Origin of the sequence: Leisingera sp. ANG1, from assembly GCF_000203975.2 — a bacterium.
In the GTDB taxonomy this organism is placed as follows: Bacteria; Pseudomonadota; Alphaproteobacteria; order Rhodobacterales; family Rhodobacteraceae; genus Leisingera.
On record NZ_AFCF02000009.1, the window covers coordinates 486209 to 505578 of the forward strand.

Here is a 19370-nt window from a genome sequence, read left to right on the forward strand (position 1 = left end):
CCTGGTCAGACGATCCGATGCCCGGCCGCGCGCAAACAGCGGGCCAGTTCGGCAATATGGTCCGGGCCGACTTCACAGCAGCCGCCGACGATCGTGGCGCCTTGGGCAACCCAGCCCATGGCAAATTCCGCGTAGGCCTTGGGCCCCAGATCCTGACGCTGCTCCAGCGCGTCCACGGTGGGGGCATCTTTCAGAAACCCCTCGGAAATCCGGGTGAACCCGTTGGCATATGCGCCGCAGGGCTTGCCGAAGGTTTTGACAATTTCCAGGCCTGCGCCGACGATCTCGGGGCGCGAACAGTTGAGCAGGACCGCCTCCGGCTGGAAATCCTCGACCACCGCCGCGAGGTCCGCCAGCGGCTCGCCGGAACGCAGCAGCGTTCCGTCTTCATCGGAAACAGAAGCCGCCAGCCACACTGGTTTCGCCGTCCCGGCGCAGCCAAGCAGCGCCCCCCTAGCGTGTTCGATAGATGACACGGTTTCGATCAGGTACAGATCCGCCTGCGGGTCCAGCAGCTGAACAATCTCTGCGTAGACCGGTGCGGCCTCCTGGTGCGGCGGGCAGATATCCGGGCGGTAAGAGGCAATCAGCGGCCCCAGCGCAGCGGCGACACGGCCTGAGCCGTGGGCGTCCCGTGCAGCGGTTGCCTGAGCGGCCGCCGTGGACAGCAGTTCTTCGAAATGCTCCTCGATGCCTGCGCGGACCAAGCGGTCGCGCAGCACCGCATAGGTATTCATGGTGGCCATTGTGGCCCCGGCAGCAAAGTAGTCCGCGTGAATGCCGCCGACCACATCCGGCTTTCCGATCATCACGGAGGTTGACCACAGCGGCGTCGCCCGGTCGCCGGACCGCTTGACAACTTCCTGCCCGATTGAGCCGTCAAGAAGAATGATATCTGTCATGGGGCCTCCTGCGGGGGAATCAGGACCAGTTTGCCCGGAAACGCCTTGCTCATGAAATCGGCTTGCGCCCGAGCGATGTCCTGCAGGGGATAGGTTGCCGAGACCAAGGGACGGATTGCGCCGGAATTGATCAGCTCCACCAGTTCAGCAAAGACCGTACGGGGGGAGAAGGTGCAGCCGTGGACAGTGATGTCGCGCAGGTAAATCTCGCGCAGGTCCGCTGTGACGATCGGGCCGGCAATGGCGCCGGAGACCGCGTAATGCCCGCCGGGCCGCAGCGCCTGTATCAGCGCGGGCCAGGCCGGGCCGCCGACCACGTCTATGACGGCGTCGAAACTGCCTGGTTCAGGTGTTTCCACGCGGCCAATGATGCTGCAAGCCCCCATCGCGGTCACCGCATCCGCTTTGGCGGGCGATGTCTGACCGGTCACCTGCGCGCCAAGATGGGCCGCCAGCTGGACCGCAGCCAGCCCGACCCCGCCGGAAGCGCCGGTCACCAGCACCCGGTGGCCACCGGAGACACCAGCACGGTGCAGCAGGTTCCAGGCGGTTCCATAGGCACAGGGCATCGCCGCGATCTCGGTATCGGACAAGGGAGAGGCGCTGACATCGAACAGCTCTGCCGCCTCCATCAGGCAGTATTGCGCGAAAGCACCGTCAAGCTCTGACCCTAGGGCGACAAAGGCCACCGGATTGTCCGGCTGCGGCCGGGGAATATTGATCTGGCTGGTGACCCGCTGCCCCACGTGGAAGTCACCAACATCTGGGCCGGTCTGAACCACCACGCCGCACAGGTCGCCGCCTTGGATGCGGGGAAAACTCAGGGCGCCACCCCAGCCGCCGGCCTCGACCTCTGCGTCATCGCCGACCGCATTAGTGGCCCCCGTCACATCTGACGAATACCAGCCGATCCGGGTGTTGATGTCGGTGTTGTTGACGCCGGCTGCCAGAACCTTGACCAGCACCTGCCCCGGCCCTGGGACCGGAACAGGAATATCTTCACGCCATTCGAGCGCATTCGGCCCGCCATGCCGGGTCAAACAAACGCCTTTCATCATCTGGGCCATCGCTGAAGCCTCCTGAATAAAGCGTGACGGGCCGACCCTAGCACATCAGGCGCGCAGGCGCTCGTTGGCCGGATCCCACAACGGTTCGTCCTTCTGAACCACCGCGCGGCACTTCTCACCGTAGATCTCTACCTCCAGTTCGGTACCCGGAACGGCCAGCTCAGGACGCACCATGCCCAGCGCGATGGAGGCATTCACACGGTAGCCCCAGTCGCCGGACGTCGTTTCGCCCACGATCTCGCCATCTTTCCAGATGCAGGACATGTAAGGCGCGTCTGCCTCGCCAGCTTCGACAATCAGGGTCACAAAGGACTTTTTCACGCCCTGCTGCTTTTCGTTCTGGATTGCAGCCTTACCCGGGAAATCCTGCGGCTTGTCCAGTTTGACAAACCGCTCCAACCCGCCTTCGAGCAGCGAGTAGTCGGTCGACAGATCACCCTTCCAGGTGCGGTAGCCCTTCTCGATGCGCAGGGAATTCAGCGCATACATGCCGAACGGCTTGGCGCCGCCTGCGAGCAAGGCATCATAGATTGCCGGCTGATGCTCATTGGCGCAGTGCACCTCCCAGCCCAGTTCGCCGGCAAAGGACACCCGCGCCAGGAAGGCGGGTTTGCCCGCGACCGTGGCTTCCTGGTGGGTCAACCAGCCAAGCGACAGGTCGGCGTCGGAGATACCTGCAAACAGCTCACGCGATTTCGGGCCGGTGACGATCATAGTTGCGAATTCGGTGGTGTGGTCGGTCAAGGTCAGGCCGTCAGGCAGCGCCTTCTTCAGGATTTCGAAATCGTGCCACTGGGCCGAGCCTGCGGTGATCATGGTAAAGTGGTCTTCGCCATGACGGACACAGGACATCTCGGTCAGGATACGGCCGCGGTCGTCCGAGAAGTAGACCAGGTTCATCCGGCCCACCTTGGGCAGACCGCCAGTCACCAGGCCGCGCAGGAATTCCGCAGCGCCTTCACCGCTCAGGTTGAAGCGGGAGAAGCCCGGCAGGTCAAGCACACCGGCGCCGTCACGGACCGCTTCGCATTCTTCCTTGATGCGCTGCTGCCACGGGCCGGAGCGGCCCCAGGTGTGGGTGGCCTCTTCCGAGGTATCGTCACCCGGCTGCGCGAACCAGTTGGCGCGTTCCCAGCCGTTGTAGGCGCCCATCACGCCACCCAGTTCTTTGATCTTGGCATGGACCTGGCTGACCTTCTTGTCGCGCGCGGCCGGCCACTCGTGGTGCGGGAAGTGCATGGCATATTCGTTGCCGTAAACTTCCATGCCTTTCTGGTTGCAGTAGTCCTGATCGGTGTAGTCGGTATAGCGGCGCGGATCGACGGCCCACATGTCCCACTCAGTGTGGCCATCGATGATCCATTCTGCCAGCACCTTGCCGGCGCCGCCGCCCTGGGCAATGCCGAAGGTAAAGCTATGTGCCTCGAAGGCGTTTTTCACACCCGGCATCGGGCCGATCATCGGCAGGCCATCGGGCGCATAGGGGATCGGGCCATTGATCACGCTGGAAACACCGGAGGTCGCCATCAGCGGCACCCGCTCCATCGCATCGGTGACAATATCCTCGATCCGGTCCAAATCTTCTTGCCATAGCTGGAACGAGAAGTCCTCAGGCATCGGATCGTCTTCGGTCAGCCAGTGGCCTTTGCAGTTCGGCTCATAGGGGCCGAGGTTGTAGCCGTGCTTTTCCTGACGCAGGTAGTAAGACACATCCACATCACGGATCAGGGGCAGCTTGCCGCCGTGTTCCTTGGACCAGGCTTCGACCTCGGGGATCTGTTCGGTCAGCAGGTACTGGTGCTCCATCACCATGGCAGGCACGGTCCGGCCGCCGTAGGGCTTGAACATCTCGCCCACGCGCTGCGCGTAGTATCCGGCGGCGTTCACCACATACTCGCAGTCGATGTCGCCTTTTTCAGTGTGCACGGTCCATGTTCCGTCTTCGTGCTGGGTCACACTGGTTGCCGGCGTGAAGCGCAGGATCTTCGCGCCCAGGTCGCGCGCGCCCTTGGCCAGGGCCTGGGTCAGCTGTGCCGGGTCGATGTCGCCATCGGTCGGGTCATAGAGAACACCAGCCAAGTCATGCGTCTCCAGGAACGGATAGTGTTCCTTGGTTTCTTCCGGGGTCCACATCTCCATCGGGATACCCTGGTAACGGCCCATGGACATGGCGCGTTCGAATTCCTGCATCCGCTCTTTGGTGTGTGCCAGACGGATCGAGCCCGAAACATGGTAGTTCATCGGGTAGTCGACCTCTTCGGCCAAGCCTGAATACAGCTCAGTCGAGTAGCGCTGCATGTTCATGATCGCCCAGGAGGTCGAGAAGGTCGGCACGTTGCCGGCCGCATGCCAGGTCGAACCGGCAGTCAGCTCGTTCTTCTCCAGCAGCACACAATCGGTCCAGCCTTTCTTGGCCAGATGATAAAGCGACGAGCAGCCGACGACGCCGCCGCCGATGATGACCACACGGGCCTTGGTTGGAAAATCAGACATGTTCGCTCCCTAGTCTCAGTCTTCTTGCGGCACGCCGTCCGCAATCCGGTAGTAGTCGCCCTTGGAGGCGGTAAAGATGTGCTTTTCGACGCTGAGACCGGTGTTCCCGTCGACAGCGCCCAAAGCGAAACTGGTGGTGTCTTCCCCCGTCCCCTTCCAGAACAGGAAGGAGCCGCAGCGCGGGCAGATCCCGCGCTTGGCCTGCGGCGTTGCCTCGAACCAGCTCACCGGTCCGGTGATCGTGAGGTCTGCGTCGCGCACCTGCGCAGAGACCCAGATGCCGCCGGATTGCTTGCGGCACTGGCTGCAATGGCACATTGAGGCATTTTGCGGTTTGGCCGCAGTTTCAAAACGGATGTCGCCGCAGAGGCAGGATCCCTTGATCATAACCTTCCTCCTAATAGACCGGCGGCGCGATAACCCAGACAGCCACCGCGGGCTCTTCATAAGGGTTTGACCACTGATACGGCTCATGCTTGATCCGGAAACTGTCGCCAGGGCCAACAGTAAAGCTGCGGCCTCCGATCAGCAGATCCAGCTTGCCCGAGATCATGTAGCCGACCTCCTGTGTCGGCCGGTTCGCCGGGGTCTGCATCCGCGAGTTGGGCTGGAAGGTGGAGTGCACCATCTCGAAATCGTCGGTCAGGTCGGGGGAGAGCAATTCCTCGATCAGCCCTTCCTCACCGGAGCCCATCGGGCGGCGGGAGCCTGCACGCACGATATAGCCATGTTCATCTGCCGGGGCGCCGGAGTGGGCAAACAGCATCGACATCGGTACGCCCAGCGCTTCGGCAATCTGCCGCAGGTCGGAGATCGAGGGCTCGGACATGTCCCGTTCAACTTGGCTCAGCCAGCCGACCGAGCGGTTCAGCATCGCGGCAATATCCGACAGGGTCAGACCGCGCGCCTTGCGCAAGGCCCGGATATCCGCCCCCAGTGTCGCCGTTGCCACCGTCTGATCGTTCACCGGCTCTCTCCCCGCTCCGTGAAAAAATCCTCTCGTTTTTCACGATGGACCGAGTTCGTGAAATTTCCAAGCCTTTTTTCACAGGGCGGAAGAGTGCCATGAAAAAAACCCAGCGCCATCAGGCGCCGGGCGGCTTTTTCTGGTCGATTGTCCCTTGGAAGAAGGCTGCAAGGCCGGGGGCAAAGCCCCGAATATGCGAATCAGCCGCGGCTGAACACCTGCCGCAGGATTGCCTCCAGCTGGTCAGCGTCTTCCTGAGTGAAGGCATCGGGCTTGTCGCTGTCAATGTCAAACACCCCGATCAGTTCTCCAGCACCGTTCCAAACCGGCAGCACCAGCTCCGAGCGTGTAGAGGACGCGCAGGCGATGTGGCCGGGAAAGGCATCGACATCCGGTACCAGTTGCACCACACCAGTGCGCGCCGCTGCGCCGCAAACGCCGCGGGAGAATGGGATCTGCAGGCAGCCATGGCCGCCCTGATAAGGCCCGATCTTCAGCAGCTCCGGTGCCACGACGCGGTAAAAGCCGGTCCAGTTGAAGCGGCCGTCCGCGTGGTGCACCTCGCAGGCCACGGTGGCCATCAGCGCCACTTCATCCGTTTCGCCTTCGGTCAGCGCCGCGATGGTCTTGGCCAGGGTTGCGTATTCAACCTGCATGTGCAGCTCTCCTGAAACGTATTGAGGGGGCTGTCTGCCCCCTCTTGACCTCACGGTCAATTCACCCCCGCGAGTATTTCGCAAAAGTGAAGATCAGACCCGCTCAATCGCAATTGCGGTACCTTCGCCACCGCCGATGCAAATCGCTGCCACGCCGCGCTTGAGGCCGCGTTTTTCAAGAGCGTTCAGCAGGGTGACCATGATCCGCGCGCCGGAGGCGCCGATCGGGTGGCCCAGCGCGCAGGCGCCGCCGTGCACGTTCACCTTATCGCGTGGGAGGCCCATTTCATGCATGAAGGCCATCGGCACCACGGCAAAGGCCTCATTCACCTCCCACAGATCAACGTCTTCGACGGTCCAGCCGATTGACGTGAGCAGTTTCTGAGCAGCCGGCACCGGAGCGGTGGTGAACCAGCCCGGCGCTTGGGCGTGGCTGGCGTGACCTAGAATGCGGGCGCGGACTTTCAGGCCTTGCGCTTCGGCAGCTTCAGCGGAGGCCAGTACCAAGGCCGCAGCTCCATCAGAAATGGAGGAGGCATTGGCTGCGGTCACTGTACCGTCCTTGCGGAACGCCGGTTTCAGCGTCGGGATCTTTTCCGGGCGTGCGGATTTTGGCTGCTCATCCGCATCCGTGATGACATCGCCCTTGCGGGTTTTCACGGTCACGGCTGCGATTTCACCGTCAAACGCACCGCTTTCCTGCGCTTCCAGCGCATTGGACAGCGATTTCAGCGCATATTCGTCCTGCGCCTCACGCGTAAACTGGTATTTTTCGGCGCAATCTTCGGCAAAGGTGCCCATCAGGCGGCCCTTGTCATATGCGTCTTCCAGACCGTCCAGGAACATATGGTCGATCACCTGGCCGTGGCCGATGCGGGCGCCGCCGCGCATCTTGGGCAGCACGTAGGGCGCATTTGTCATGCTCTCCATGCCTCCTGCAATCATCGTGTCCGCCTGGCCCAGCGCAATCTGGTCAAATGCGATCATCGCCGCCTTCATACCCGAACCGCACATCTTGTTGAGCGTGGTGGCTGGCACTTCTTCGCCCAGGCCAGCAGAGAAGCCTGCCTGGCGCGCCGGTGCCTGACCCTGCCCTGCCGGCAGCACGCAGCCCATCAGCACCTCGTCCACGGTGGCAGTGCCGGCCCCTTCCAAAGCAGCCCGGATTGCCGCGCCGCCCAGCTCTGCAGCCGTCACCCCGTCATACATGCCCTGGAACCCGCCCATAGGCGTCCGGGCCGCTCCGGCGATAACAACATCTTTCATGCAATTTTCCTCCAATCGTCAAAATTATACCTACAGAAAAGTAAGCTTTGCGGTCTAGAGTACAGCCTAATGACGTTACATCCCGGGGGACTAAAATGAGCCTGACCACCACCATGACGGACGGTGCACAGATCGTCAAAGTCAATGCAGAGCGCATTGATGCCGCCATGGCCATCCAGTTCAAGGAAGACATGCGCACCGAAACCGAAGCCGGGGCCGAGCGCGTCATTCTGGACCTGTCCGAGGTGCAGTTCATCGACTCCAGCGGACTTGGCGCGATTGTTGCGGCCATGAAGCAGCTGGGCGGTGGCCGCAAGCTGGATCTGGCCGGGCTGACCCCCATGGTGGAGAAAGTCTTCAGGCTGACGCGCATGGACACGATCTTTGATCTGTATAGTTCGCTGAGCGAAGCAACCGCCCCGGCCAGCGCAAATTCCTGAAGACGACTGCGCTGGCGGCGCAAAGCGAGAAATTGATGGTAAAAACCTTTGCTTGCTCGTTCACAGCCACGAATACAGATGCCCGCTCCAGCATCTCATCGGTCGTGGCCCGACTGCGGACCTTGGGTATCCCCTCGGCCCGCGCTGACGAGGTGCAAATTGCCTTAACTGAAGCCGTGAACAACGTGGTAGAGCATGCCTATGCAGACGCAACACCTGGGGATGTTCGTATCAAAGCGGAACTTACCCACGATCGGCTTTGGATCAGCATCCAGGACGCTGGTTCTCCTTTCCCGAACGGGCAACTGCCTGAAGGCAAGCCCGCCGATGTCAATGTTCCGGTCAAGAGCCTGCCCGAGGGCGGATTTGGCTGGTTCCTGATCCGGGAATTGGCCAGCCAAGTCCAGTATGAGCGGTCCGAAGGAAGCAATAATCTGACGCTCTGCTTCGAGATTCAGGTTACCAGTCCCTCTGCCGAGGCTTGAACCTGATCTTGCGTTGACGGCCTCCAACACCACTTAAACGCAACTTTAACGTTTCGCCACAATAGCGCCGCATTTCCGGCCCGCCACGGCCCAACAGGTATGCGAAACGTTACTTGTAGCTGAAACGAGCTTCCCCTGGTGCCGTGTGTTCTTGCCCCCACCAGAGCACGGCACCGGGGACATCTCTTTCAGCGCTCCCTATCTTCCCTCACCACCGTATCTCCAGTTCCTACACCCTCGCTGAGGAATTGGCTTGTTTTCCGGCGCGTGTTGCCTAGGCTCTCGGCGTCAATACGGGAAGCAAGGCCATGCGAGATTTTCATTTACCCGGACGCTCGGCAGTTTTTGCTTCCGCCGGCATGTGCGCCACCTCTCACCCGCTGGCTGCCGGTGTGGCGCTGGACATGCTAAAGCGCGGCGGCAACGCCATGGACGCTGCAGTGGCCGGGGCGGTTCTGCTGGGGATCTGCGAGCCGCAAATGACCGGGATCGGTGGCGACTGCTTTGTGCTGTTTTCGCACCCGGAGCAAGGAATTCAGGCACTTAACGGATCCGGCTTCGCCCCAGCAGGAGCCAATGCAGCCGCTTTAAGAGCACAAGGTCTTGGCGCAGTTCCGCTGGGCAGCGCGGACGCCGTTACCATCCCTTGCGCCATTGATGCATTCTGCCGCCTGGCGGAGTCCGAAGGCTGCCTTGGGCTTGATGTCCTGCTGCAACCTGCCATCCGGCACGCAGAAGAAGGCGTGCCCGTAGCGGCACGCACAGCATTTGACTGGCAGAACAGTGCCGGAACCTTAACCGGTGCGGCGCGTGACCACTTTCTGAAAGACGGAAAACCGCTAAACTCGGGTGATCTGTTCCGTGCACCCGGCCAAGCCGAGGTGCTTCGCAGGATTGCAAAGCACGGGCGTGACGCGTTTTACTTAGGTGAAGTAGCTGACGACATGGTGTCAGCACTATCGGCTGTTGGAGGTACGCACTCGCTGCAGGACTTTGCCAGTGCCTGCAGTTTCTTTACCCAACCGGTTGAAGGCTCCTACAAGGATATGGGGTTAGCCGAGCATCCTCCCAACGGCCAGGGCGCTACGGCGATCCTTCTGCTGAATATTCTTAAGCAATTTGACCTTGCAGGAATGGACCCTTTAGGTGCGGAACGCGCGCACATCGAGGCTGAGGCCGCCAAGCTGGCATATGACGCGCGCAACCGGTTTTTAGCAGATCCTGACCACACCTCCCGGCTGGAGCACATGCTGGCGCCGGAAACTGCCTCACGTCTTGCCGCTCTGATCGACCCCAAGCAGGCCATACCTGCCGCCGCGCCACTGACGGAAGCGGTTCACAAGGACACAGTTTACATCACGGTGGTGGACAAAGACCGGATGGCGGTTTCGCTGATCTATTCCATCTTCCACGGCTTTGGCTCTGGAATCGCGTCAGAAAAATTTGGCATTCTCTTGCAGAACCGCGGCGCGGGTTTCACTCTCGAAAAAGGCCACCCCAACGAGCTGGGGCCCGGCAAGCGACCAATGCATACCATCATTCCGGCAATGCTGACGCAAGATGAAGAAGTGACTATGCCTTTTGGCGTGATGGGCGGTGGATATCAGCCTGCAGGTCACGCCCGTCTGGTGTCGAACCTTCTGGATTTCGGCATGGACCTGCAATCCGCCATTGATGCCCCGCGCTGCTTTGCCGATGCTGGCTTGCTGAAGGTGGAGCGAGGCTACTCAGATGCGGTCCGCCAGCAGCTGACGGATTTGGGCCACAAAGTCGAGGTTCCAGACACTCCGCTGGGAGGTGCACAGGCAATCCGCATCCATGCTTCCGGCGTACTGGAAGGCGCCAGCGACCCGCGCAAGGACGGCTGCGCACTGGGATACTGAAAACCCGGCGTCAGACAGGCCCCTCTGAAAAATTCAGTTCAGTTGATAGTGCAGCGCATAGGCGCCGCCATCGAAGTTTCCGAACATTTCAGACACATCAGGGTGACCAACAGGCTCTCCTGAATAGTCCGCAACCAAGTTCTGTTCGGAAACGTAGGCCACATAATAGCTTTGGTCGTTCTCCGCCAGCAAATGGTAGAAAGGCTGGTCCTTAACGGGACGGCTGTCTTCCGGGATCGCCTCATACCATTCCTCAGTATTCGAAAATTCCGGGTCAACATCAAAGACGACGCCGCGAAAGGGATGCTTCCGGTGGCGGACGACCTGCCCAAGATTGTATTTTGCGCGTGTTCTCATCATGGTCTTTATGCCCCCGTCTTTTCTAAATAGCGCGCGCTTCGGGGAAATGTCCAACTGTTGAGGCAAATTTTCGGGGAAACAGACTGTGGACTCCATTTTGACAGTACCCGGAGACGCCGTCGTGAAACGTGCAGGCAACTGACCTGGCGGATCAACCTCACAGCTGGAACTTGTCCCCGCGTAGCAGACGGCGGAACAGGCAGTTTCACCCCGAAATCACCGATTTTTTTTCACCACCGCAGCTGAAATCGTTTCAGGAAATGTGATTTCCTCGCCTGCTGCAATCGGCTAAACTCGCCGCAAAACATACCCAAAACAAAATGGGCAGAGGCAATGAGCAGACTTATCAGCGCCCTCGTTCTCCTCATGGCGGTTGCGTCTTGCGGAGGCGGGCACAAAGCGCCGCCGCGCAATCTGGACAATGCTTGCAGCATCATCCAGCAGCGGCCTGAATACCTGAAGGCATTTCGCGCAACCCAGCGCCGCTGGGGCGTTCCAGTGCATGTGCAGATGGCCACGATTTATCACGAAAGCCGGTTTCGTGGTGATGCCCGCACGCCGCATCAGTACCTTCTGGGCGTGATCCCGATAGGCCGGCAATCAAGCGCCTATGGCTACAGCCAGGCGTTGGACGGCACTTGGGACGATTACCGCCACGACACTGGCCGCCGCCGTGCCAAGCGCGACCGGATCAGCGATGCCACCGACTTCATGGGCTGGTATATGCGCAAGAGCTTGGAGAAGAACGGCATCCCTCTTTATGATGCGCGCAACCAGTATCTGGCCTATCATGAGGGCCACTACGGCTACTCCCGAGGAAGCTACCGATCCAAAGCTTGGCTGATGCGCGTTGCAGGCCAGGTCGAGGCACGCGCACAAACCTATCAAGCACAGCTGGCAACCTGCCGCAAATTCCGGTGACCCGGGCCAAAACTGGATATTGAACGCCTCTCCCCTAACATTCAGGGGGGAGGACACAGAGTATGGAACGCAGGCTCGCTGCCATTCTGGTCGCCGATATGGCCGGATACTCCCGCCTCATGGAAGAGGACGATGAGGGCGTTTTGACGCGGCAGAAAGGCCATCGCAAGGAGCTGATCGATCCCCAGATCGCGGCACACCGCGGCCATATAGTGAAAACCACCGGTGACGGCATGCTTGTTGAGTTTGCCTCTGCGCATGATGCCGTCCGTTGCGCCCTGGCGATCCAGAAGGAGATGGCGATCCGTGAGGCGGATATGCCTGAGAAAATCAGGATCCGCTACCGGATCGGGATCAACATCGGCGATGTGGTCTTCGACGGTGCGGATATCTTCGGCGACGGCATCAATGTGGCTGCCCGGTTGGAAGGCCTTGCGGAACCCGGCGGCATTAGCATCTCTGGTATCGTGCATGAAACTGTGACTGGGCAGCTTGGGGAACGTTTCCGCGACATGGGTTCACAACGGGTCAGGAACATCTCCCGTCCAGTCCGGCTTTGGCAGTGGGTTCCCGAAGCCCGTCCCGAACGTGAACCGCCGGAAGCGGCGCTGCAGCAAAGGGTCAAGTATTGCTCCTCTCCCGATGGAACCCATTTGGCCTATACCACGATCGGTCACGGGCCGCCTGTGCTGAAGGCACCGAACTGGATCAACCATATTGAATACGAGTGGCAAAGCCCTGTGTGGGGTCAGTTTCTGGCTGAATTTGCAGGCAAATGCAGCCTGACCCGCTTTGATCAACGCGGCAACGGGCTGTCGGATTGGGAGGTGGACGAGATTTCCGAAGACCGGATGATCGACGACATGTTCACCGTTGCCAATGCCGCGGGCCTGGACCGGTTTGCCTTGTTTGGAATCAGCCAGGGCGCAGCCTTTTCCATGCGGTTCGCGGCGCAGTACCCGGAGCGGGTCAAATGCCTGATCCTGCTGGGCGGCTATGTGCGCGGACGGATGCGGCGCAAGGACCCGGAGGCGGACCGGTTCTATCAGATCGGCTACAACATGATCCGCGACGGCTGGGGATCACCCGATTCCATCTACCGGCATTTCTTCACGACCACTTACATTCCTGATGCCACTGCGGCGGAAGGTGAGTCCTTCGATGAGTTGCAGCGGCTTTCAACCAACACAAAAAATGCGCTTCGCATAGTGGAGATGAACGCGGAAATCGACGCTGCCCCCCACGCAGAAAAGGTCCGGGTCCCTACCCTTGTTTTGCATTGCGGCGGCGACCGGGCGGTGCCGGTTTCGGAAGGCCGGCTGGCGGCAAGGCTGATCCCAGGTGCCAGCTTTGTAGAACTGCCCGGCAACAATCACGGCATGGTCGGCGGGCACCCGGGATTTCAGGAATTCTTTGACGAGGCTATGCCCTTCATTCACCGCCACGCTTAACAGAGAGAAATCGCTGTTCAGCGGGACCGGCCAGTAGTCGTGAACAAGCTGGAGGACAGCTTTACGCCAGTTTCCATCGCCCCGAGAATGACGGTTGTTTTACCACCTGCGCCGTCGTGGATAACCCATTTGCGCAATTCCACGGGGCTGCCGGTGAACATCATCTCAATACTGCCATAGTCCGGATGCTCCGGGTCCTGCGCCCGCACGATGGTCGAGGTGCCGTCAAAGCTGTGCCCCACCACCATGTTGGCCCGGCCCAAGTCCACCCTGCGGTCCAGAATGATCGACAGCGGCGTCCGCTTCAGCGGATAGGTTTCAGGCGGCTGGTTCGACTTGGGATCGTGGATCACCACCGCACCGCCGCCGGCCACCACAGTGCCGCCTCCGTTGCCATCATATTCAAACCGCATCCGCCCTGGCCGGTGCATATACAGTTTGCCTGTAGACAGGCTGCCATCGTCATTGATTTGCGTGAAAGGCGACGACGCCGTGGAAATCCCGTTCAGATAGCGGGAGATCTCGTTAAGGCTCAGTTTCTCTGCCGCCCAGGAAGCCGGGGCAATGAGGGTCAGCGCAAGCGCAAGTGCAATCCGTTTCATGGGCTCAACATAGGTACGCTGCTACAGAAGTGAAGATGCCGGACCTGCAAGGATCCGGCATCGGCAGTTTTTCGTCAGCTCACTGTTCGGGAACCAGAATTTCCCGTTTACCCACGTGGTTGGCTGCGGAAACGACGCCCTCGTCCTCCATCTGCTCAACAAGCCGCGCGGCCTTGTTGTAGCCGATTGCCAGCTTCCGCTGGATATAGGAGGTGGAACACTTGCGATCCTTGGTGACGATGGCAACAGCCGTGTCATAGAGGGCATCCTCGGTATCGGTATTGCCACCGGTGTTCAGGCCCAGAACCGCATCGATATTGTCGGCCTTGTCCTCATCCGGGCCATCCAGAACGCTTCCGACGTAATCCGGCGGACCGAATTGCTTGAGGTGGTTCACCACTTCCTCGACCTCTTCATCCGAGCAGAACGGGCCGTGGCAGCGGGTGATTTTGGCGCCGCCCGCCATATAGAGCATGTCGCCCATGCCCAATAGCTGTTCAGCACCCATCTCGCCCAGGATGGTGCGGCTGTCGACTTTTGAAGTGACCTGGAAGGAAATCCGGGTCGGGAAGTTTGCCTTGATAGTGCCGGTGATCACGTCGACCGAGGGGCGCTGGGTTGCCATAATCAAGTGGATGCCAGAGGCCCGCGCCATCTGCGCCAAACGCTGAATGCAGGCCTCGATCTCCTTGCCAGCAACCATCATCAGGTCGGCCATCTCATCGACGATTACAACGATATAAGGCAGTGCCTTGGGTTCGAACTCTTCGGTCTCAAACACCGGTTCGCCCGTATCGTCGTCAAAACCGGTCTGCACCGTACGGCTGAACATCTCGCCTTTGGCCAGCGCCTCTTTCACGCGGCCATTGTAGCCCGCGATATTTCGCACGCCCATCTTGGACATCTTGCGGTAGCGATCCTCCATCTCGCCCACCACCCACTTGAGGGCCACGACGGCCTTCTTCGGATCGGTCACAACGGGCGAGAGCAGATGCGGAATGCCGTCATAGACGGAAAGTTCCAGCATCTTGGGGTCGATCATGATCAGGCGGCATTCATCTGGTGTCAGCTTGTAAAGCAGCGACAGGATCATGGTGTTGATCGCCACCGACTTACCGGAGCCGGTCGTACCCGCGATCAGCAGGTGGGGCATTTTAGCGAGGTTCGCGACCATGGCGTCGCCGCCGATGTCCTTACCCAGCGCCAGCGGCAACGCATGGTTGCCGTCGCCGAAGTCGCGGGAGGACAGGATTTCGCGCAAAACCACCTTCTCGCGTTTCTCATTCGGCAGTTCGATGCCGATCACCGTGCGGCCAGGGACGGTCGAAACCCGAGCCGACAGCGCCGACATGGAGCGCGCGATGTCATCCGCCAGGCCGATCACGCGGGAAGCCTTGAGGCCCGGCGCGGGCTCCAGCTCATACATGGTGACAACAGGGCCGGGGCGAACCGAGACGATTTCGCCCTTCACGCCATAGTCGTCCAGCACTGTCTCCAGCATCCGGGCGTTTTCTTCCAGCGCCTCGTCACTCAGATGGTGGCGTTCGATGCTGACCGGATTGGTCAGCAGGTTCAGCGGCGGCAGCTCAAAATCGCTGCTGCTGTCATCAAACGCGAGGTTGGGCTGGGCTTCCGCCTTGGCCCGCGTTGAGGGCTGCACCGGCTTGCGCGCCGGTTTCTCGACCACCGCCTTGCGCGGTTCAGCCACCGGCAGATCAACGGTCAGCCGCGGCCCCGGCGTCTTGGGCGCTTGGGGTGCGTCCTGGAGCGGAGCGGTTGCATCAGGAAGGGTCTCCGCAGGCACATGGTCCGGAGTCAGCATCTGAGGCGCGCTGTCAAAGCCGCTGCTGGCATCTTCCTGCTGAACACGTGCTTCCGGTGCCTGCGAGACATAATCTTCTTCTGCAGTCTGCCAGGACAGCGGCGGCTCTTCCGGCACCGGCATTTGCGCAGCGGTCAGCGGCGGCTCCGCAGGCAGGCCGCCCTGTGCGGCCGCGGGATTGAAAATCAGCGGTGCCGGCCGTTGGCCGCGGCCCTTTGTCAGCGGCAGGTTCGGATCCAGTTCCGGCGGTGTGTCCGCCGCACGGCGTATCCTTACCGCGTTGGCGATCTTCTGTGAGATCCGGTCTTCGCCGTCTGCCCCGCCATCACTTTCTTCCGCGCCGGAGTACTGCTGGTCTGCAGCATAAACGTCTTCAGATGCCGGCGCAGCAGGTGCAGCCCTGCGAATGAGCCCCGGCACCCGCGACAGCAGCCCGCCTTTGGCGGGAGCTTCGGGCGTCTCCTCGATGCTTTCAACTGCATAGGTATCTTGCGGGTAATCCTCGAACATTTCGGGATCGTCGCCGGTGCCCGCGTAGGTGTTCGCGCCGTCGTCATGCACGCATTCGGCCCGTTCCTTGCGGTAGGTCATTGCAGCCTGCAGCCCGCTGGACGCCCCCCGGCCAAGCAAGGCCGCAACCGCGCCATAGCCCAGGATGAGGCCAACCATCACCTTGTTCAGGCCTTTCTTCACCTCAGGCCAGGTGAAACCCAGCACCACACACCCAAGCGCCAGCATGCCCGCGGCGCTCAGCAAGGACATGATTTTGACCATGAAGTGCAGGCCCACTGGCAACAGCGCCAGCAGCGCACCCAGGAAGGTGTAGCCAACCATGCCGCCAAGGCCGAAGTCATAATTCTGCTGCCAGCTGGTGCTGGCATTCAGGGTCTCCATGTGCAGGGCCACCACAAGCAGCCATGGCACCGACAGCAAAAGCGGCCAGACCACGCGGTCCTCGCCCCGGTGCAGCACAAAGCGCAGGCCCCAAGCCGACAAGAACAGCGGCATCGCCCAGCTTGCCTTGCCGAAAAGGGTGATCAGGATAAAGGAGACAGAAGCGCCCGGGCGGCCCAGCCAGTTCTGTACCGGCGCGTCGGTGGACACCGTCCAGTTCGGGTCCTCGGGCGTGTAAGAACCCAGCATGGCCGCAACCATCAGCCCCACCAGGATCAGGGCAATCCCGATCAGTTCCTTGCCACGCTTTTCAATGGCCGCCTGCATATTGCTGTCGAGCAGCGGATCGCGGCTGCGGGTTTGAAATGCCATGCCTACCTCAGTTCCGTTTCATTTGCCCCTGCCCCGCTGTTCACCGCGGGGTCACGGGCCTGTCCGTTCTTGGTTTTGGCTGCACGGCCCCCAGCCAAGGGCCGCTCAGCAGAATTCAGTAAAGACAGCCGCGCAGCGTGCTCAACGCTTTGCGGGTGTCCTCAGCAGGGGCGACCAGCGCCACCCGGATGTAAGTCTCGCCCGGGTTCTGGCCGGTCGCGCCTTGCGCCAGATAAGCGCCGGGCAGCACCCGCACCCCGGTTTCCTTCCACAGCTTCAGCGCGGCCTGCTCGCCGTTTTCCACCGGAAGCCAAAGGAAGAAGCCCGCCTCGGGCGCCATGTAGCCGTTGAGGCCGTCAAAGACCTCATCCGCAATTTTGTATTTTTCCTGATAGAGCGCACGGTTCTCCGCCACATGCGTCTCATCCGCCCAGACCCTGGCAGCGGCGGCCTGCAAGGGCGCTGGCAGAGGAGCACCTGAATAGGCCCGCAGCTGTTTAACCCGCTTAATGGTTTCCGGTCCGCCTGCAATCATCCCGGAGCGCAGCCCCGGCAAGTTCGAACGCTTTGAGAGCGAGTTGAACAGCACCACCCGCTCGGGATCGGCGCCCAGTTCCTGCGCAACGGTCAGCGCTCCCACGGGAGCTTCATCGCGGTAGATCTCGGAGTAGCATTCATCCGCAAAGATGCGGAAATCATACTTGTCGGCCAGCTGAATCAACCGTTTCCAGTATGCACCTGAGGCCACTGCACCCTGTGGATTCGCGGGAGAGCAGATGTAGGCCACGGCGGTTCGGTTCAGTATTTCCTCTGGCAGGTTCTCATAGTCCGGTAAATGACCTGTTGCCGCGGTCGCGGGGACAAACACAGGCTCTGCCCCAACGGAAATCGTCGCCACCATATAGACTTGGTAGAAGGGGTTCGGGATCAGCACTACGGGCTTTTTCCCGTTCTTCTGCTCCGGGCACAGCGCCATGGCGGCATTGTATAGCCCCTCGCGGGTGCCGTTCAGCGCCATGACCTGCGTTTCGGGGTCAGCGGTCACACCATAGCGGCGGCTGATCCAGTCCGAAATCGCACCGCGCAGTTCCGGCGTGCCGTCGTTGTTGGGGTATTGGTTAAACCCGGCGGCATTTTCTGCGATGACATCGGTGACCCAGGCCGGAAACGCATGTTTCGGCTCGCCAATGGTCATATGCACCACATCCCCGCCAGGGGTGTGATGATCCAATAACGCCCGCAGGCGCGGAAACGCATAGGCTGGCAGGTTCGAAAACCGCTCAGGAAAATCCATATCTTATGCCTCGGTCACGGGATCATTGGCGCCCCGTTTGCGCCTCAGGTTACAGGGGGCGGGCGGACGCGTCCACCCGGTGATGCGGCCGATGGGCCGAATGTGGCTTTCAGGCCAAGGCAGCCTCGATCGCGGCGCCGGTGCGCAGCAGGGCTTCCTCGCAGTCCGGCTGCCCCAGCACCTGCAGCCCGCAGCTGGGGGTGCCGGTGGGCAGCGACAGGCCGCACAGCCCCATCAGGTTGCCGATCCTGGTGTTACGCAGCGCCATCAGGTTGGACTGGATGTAATAGTCGTGGTCGCTCTGCAGCCGGTCCAAATTGGGCGGCAGAATGGGCGAGACAGGGCTGAGGATCGCTTCAAATCCGACCACCGCCTGATCCCAGGCCATCCGGCACTGCTCCAGCTTGGCCCAGGCCGCAACATAGTCCGGGCCGCTGAACTGCGCACCGGAGCGGAAGCGTTCCAGGATCTCCGCGTACATCAGCTGCGGAGACGCCTCGATCACGTCCTTCCACAATCCATAGGCCTCTGTCGTGTAGAGAATAGGGCTGAGGCCCATCGCCTCGTCCAGCGCAGGCACCTCCAGCGGCACGATCTCTGCCCCGGCGTCCCTCAGCCTCTGCAGCGTTTCGCAGTGGGCGGCGGCAACTGTTGGATCGAGATCGTCCTGCGCCACATTCTGGAGATCGGCGAAACGGCGGCCCTTAAGGGAGCCAGGATTGCGCAGGTCAGGACCCGCAGTCCCTTCCAGAACGCCCAGCAGCAACCCGGCATCTTCGACTGACCGGGCCAGCGGGCCTACGGTGTCGAACTTCAGGCACAGGGGCACGACGCCCTCCAGCGTGATCCGGCCGGAGGTTGTCTTAAGCCCAACAAGATCATTCCACGCAGAGGGAATGCGGACAGAACCGCCCGTATCAGAACCTATGCCGCCCGCCGCCAGCCCATAAGCCACAGAGGCTGCCGCGCCGGAGGACGACCCTCCTGGAGCGGCGTCTTGGTCGTTCACACAGGGCGGTGTTTCCTTGACCGGGTTGAAGCCCAGACCAGAGAACGCCAGCTCGCTCATGTGGGTTTTGCCGAGGCAGACCGTGCCCATGAGGGTTGCATTGGACAGAACGGCCGCATCTTGATCCGGCACCCGTCCTTTCAAGAGGTCAGAGCCGGATTCGGTTGCTGTATCTGCGCTGTCGAACAGGTCTTTCCAGCTGATCGGCACCCCATCCAAGAGCGAGCGGCGCAAACCCAAACGGGCACGCTGCTCAGCCGCTTCCGCCTCCGCCAGCGCGCGGTCATGGGTCACCTGCGTGTAGATCCGGTCTTTCAGGGGATGCGCGTCGATAGCATCCAAATAGCAGCGCGTCAGTGCCACCGGGCCGATTTCACCGGCCGCAATCCCGCGTCCCAGATTGGCGGCACTCATCGTCAGCCAGTCTTGCATCAGCATCTCTCCTCTTGGCAGTTGCCGGTGACGGTAGCGGCAGCGGGACGCAGG

The 19370-nt window shown here is 61.1% G+C and carries 17 protein-coding genes; 5 read left to right on the forward strand and 12 right to left on the reverse strand.

Annotated elements, in window-relative coordinates:
* Nucleotides 1–5: 5 nt before the first annotated feature.
* The 7 genes from GC1_RS18550 to GC1_RS18580 form a co-directional block, all read right to left on the reverse strand.
* Nucleotides 6–902, reverse strand: a complete 897-nt coding sequence (locus GC1_RS18550; RefSeq protein ID WP_019297648.1) for a homocysteine S-methyltransferase family protein — start codon at nucleotides 900–902, stop codon at nucleotides 6–8.
* Nucleotides 899–1969: an alcohol dehydrogenase family protein gene (locus GC1_RS18555; protein WP_019297647.1), complete on the reverse strand. Its 1071-nt coding sequence runs from the start codon at nucleotides 1967–1969 to the stop codon at nucleotides 899–901. The genes GC1_RS18550 and GC1_RS18555 overlap by 4 nt, the downstream gene beginning before the upstream one ends.
* 45 nt (nucleotides 1970–2014) lie before the next feature.
* Nucleotides 2015–4462 (reverse strand): GcvT family protein, encoded by a 2448-nt coding sequence (locus GC1_RS18560; RefSeq protein ID WP_019297646.1) that lies wholly within the window; start codon nucleotides 4460–4462, stop codon nucleotides 2015–2017.
* A gap of 15 nt (nucleotides 4463–4477) precedes the next feature.
* Complete coding sequence (locus tag GC1_RS18565) at nucleotides 4478–4849, reverse strand: GFA family protein (protein ID WP_019297645.1); 372 nt, start codon at nucleotides 4847–4849, stop codon at nucleotides 4478–4480.
* A 10-nt stretch (nucleotides 4850–4859) separates the two neighbouring features.
* Entirely contained in the window at nucleotides 4860–5429 is a 570-nt protein-coding gene (locus GC1_RS18570; protein ID WP_019297644.1) for a helix-turn-helix domain-containing protein, read from the reverse strand.
* 200 nt (nucleotides 5430–5629) lie between these two features.
* On the reverse strand, nucleotides 5630–6085 hold the full coding sequence (locus GC1_RS18575; RefSeq protein ID WP_019297643.1) for a GAF domain-containing protein: 456 nt from the start codon (nucleotides 6083–6085) through the stop codon (nucleotides 5630–5632).
* A 93-nt stretch (nucleotides 6086–6178) separates the two neighbouring features.
* Nucleotides 6179–7351, reverse strand: coding sequence for a thiolase family protein (locus GC1_RS18580; RefSeq protein ID WP_019297642.1), 1173 nt, complete (start codon nucleotides 7349–7351; stop codon nucleotides 6179–6181).
* A gap of 95 nt (nucleotides 7352–7446) precedes the next feature.
* Between GC1_RS18580 and GC1_RS18585 the strand changes: the two genes are divergently transcribed.
* The 3 genes from GC1_RS18585 to GC1_RS18595 all read left to right on the forward strand — a co-directional run bounded on the left by GC1_RS18585 (nucleotide 7447) and on the right by GC1_RS18595 (nucleotide 10159).
* Nucleotides 7447–7791, forward strand: coding sequence for an STAS domain-containing protein (locus GC1_RS18585; RefSeq protein WP_019297641.1), 345 nt, complete (start codon nucleotides 7447–7449; stop codon nucleotides 7789–7791).
* A 35-nt stretch (nucleotides 7792–7826) separates the two neighbouring features.
* Nucleotides 7827–8276 carry an ATP-binding protein gene (locus tag GC1_RS18590; RefSeq protein ID WP_019297640.1) on the forward strand — a complete coding sequence of 150 codons (450 nt, stop codon included), beginning with the start codon at nucleotides 7827–7829 and terminating at the stop codon, nucleotides 8274–8276.
* A gap of 308 nt (nucleotides 8277–8584) precedes the next feature.
* On the forward strand, nucleotides 8585–10159 hold the full coding sequence (locus GC1_RS18595; RefSeq protein WP_019297639.1) for a gamma-glutamyltransferase family protein: 1575 nt from the start codon (nucleotides 8585–8587) through the stop codon (nucleotides 10157–10159).
* A 33-nt stretch (nucleotides 10160–10192) separates the two neighbouring features.
* Here GC1_RS18595 and hspQ read toward each other — a convergent pair whose 3' ends face one another.
* Nucleotides 10193–10519: a heat shock protein HspQ gene (hspQ, locus tag GC1_RS18600; RefSeq protein WP_019297638.1), complete on the reverse strand. Its 327-nt coding sequence runs from the start codon at nucleotides 10517–10519 to the stop codon at nucleotides 10193–10195.
* A 333-nt stretch (nucleotides 10520–10852) separates the two neighbouring features.
* Between hspQ and GC1_RS18605 the strand changes: the two genes are divergently transcribed.
* Both GC1_RS18605 and GC1_RS18610 read left to right on the forward strand, forming a co-directional pair.
* Complete coding sequence (locus GC1_RS18605) at nucleotides 10853–11440, forward strand: transglycosylase SLT domain-containing protein (RefSeq protein ID WP_019297637.1); 588 nt, start codon at nucleotides 10853–10855, stop codon at nucleotides 11438–11440.
* A 62-nt stretch (nucleotides 11441–11502) separates the two neighbouring features.
* Nucleotides 11503–12891: an alpha/beta fold hydrolase gene (locus tag GC1_RS18610; protein ID WP_019297636.1), complete on the forward strand. Its 1389-nt coding sequence runs from the start codon at nucleotides 11503–11505 to the stop codon at nucleotides 12889–12891.
* A 17-nt stretch (nucleotides 12892–12908) separates the two neighbouring features.
* Here the strand turns inward: GC1_RS18610 and GC1_RS18615 are convergent, their stop codons facing one another.
* The 4 genes from GC1_RS18615 to GC1_RS18630 all read right to left on the reverse strand — a co-directional run bounded on the left by GC1_RS18615 (nucleotide 12909) and on the right by GC1_RS18630 (nucleotide 19316).
* Entirely contained in the window at nucleotides 12909–13493 is a 585-nt protein-coding gene (locus GC1_RS18615; protein WP_019297635.1) for a LolA family protein, read from the reverse strand.
* Between the two features lie 79 nt (nucleotides 13494–13572).
* Nucleotides 13573–16581 carry a DNA translocase FtsK gene (locus tag GC1_RS18620; RefSeq protein WP_019297634.1) on the reverse strand — a complete coding sequence of 1003 codons (3009 nt, stop codon included), beginning with the start codon at nucleotides 16579–16581 and terminating at the stop codon, nucleotides 13573–13575.
* A 115-nt stretch (nucleotides 16582–16696) separates the two neighbouring features.
* Complete coding sequence (locus GC1_RS18625; protein WP_019297633.1) at nucleotides 16697–17875, reverse strand: aminotransferase class I/II-fold pyridoxal phosphate-dependent enzyme; 1179 nt, start codon at nucleotides 17873–17875, stop codon at nucleotides 16697–16699.
* 109 nt (nucleotides 17876–17984) lie between these two features.
* Nucleotides 17985–19316, reverse strand: coding sequence for an amidase (locus GC1_RS18630; RefSeq protein ID WP_029204961.1), 1332 nt, complete (start codon nucleotides 19314–19316; stop codon nucleotides 17985–17987).
* Nucleotides 19317–19370 lie beyond the last annotated feature (54 nt).

Bases quoted from the DNA above. Each gene is read 5' to 3' on its own strand.
- GC1_RS18550 (WP_019297648.1), bottom strand. From the start codon at position 902: ATGACAGATATCATTCTTCTTGACGGCTCAATCGGGCAGGAAGTTGTC.
- GC1_RS18555 (WP_019297647.1), bottom strand. From the start codon at position 1,969: ATGGCCCAGATGATGAAAGGCGTTTGTTTGACCCGGCATGGCGGGCCG.
- GC1_RS18560 (WP_019297646.1), bottom strand. From the start codon at position 4,462: ATGTCTGATTTTCCAACCAAGGCCCGTGTGGTCATCATCGGCGGCGGC.
- GC1_RS18565 (WP_019297645.1), bottom strand. From the start codon at position 4,849: ATGATCAAGGGATCCTGCCTCTGCGGCGACATCCGTTTTGAAACTGCG.
- GC1_RS18575 (WP_019297643.1), bottom strand. From the start codon at position 6,085: ATGCAGGTTGAATACGCAACCCTGGCCAAGACCATCGCGGCGCTGACC.
- GC1_RS18580 (WP_019297642.1), bottom strand. From the start codon at position 7,351: ATGAAAGATGTTGTTATCGCCGGAGCGGCCCGGACGCCTATGGGCGGG.
- GC1_RS18585 (WP_019297641.1), top strand. From the start codon at position 7,447: ATGAGCCTGACCACCACCATGACGGACGGTGCACAGATCGTCAAAGTC.
- GC1_RS18590 (WP_019297640.1), top strand. From the start codon at position 7,827: ATGGTAAAAACCTTTGCTTGCTCGTTCACAGCCACGAATACAGATGCC.
- GC1_RS18595 (WP_019297639.1), top strand. From the start codon at position 8,585: ATGCGAGATTTTCATTTACCCGGACGCTCGGCAGTTTTTGCTTCCGCC.
- hspQ (WP_019297638.1), bottom strand. From the start codon at position 10,519: ATGATGAGAACACGCGCAAAATACAATCTTGGGCAGGTCGTCCGCCAC.
- GC1_RS18605 (WP_019297637.1), top strand. From the start codon at position 10,853: ATGAGCAGACTTATCAGCGCCCTCGTTCTCCTCATGGCGGTTGCGTCT.
- GC1_RS18610 (WP_019297636.1), top strand. From the start codon at position 11,503: ATGGAACGCAGGCTCGCTGCCATTCTGGTCGCCGATATGGCCGGATAC.
- GC1_RS18615 (WP_019297635.1), bottom strand. From the start codon at position 13,493: ATGAAACGGATTGCACTTGCGCTTGCGCTGACCCTCATTGCCCCGGCT.
- GC1_RS18620 (WP_019297634.1), bottom strand. From the start codon at position 16,581: ATGGCATTTCAAACCCGCAGCCGCGATCCGCTGCTCGACAGCAATATG.
- GC1_RS18625 (WP_019297633.1), bottom strand. From the start codon at position 17,875: ATGGATTTTCCTGAGCGGTTTTCGAACCTGCCAGCCTATGCGTTTCCG.
- GC1_RS18630 (WP_029204961.1), bottom strand. From the start codon at position 19,316: ATGCAAGACTGGCTGACGATGAGTGCCGCCAATCTGGGACGCGGGATT.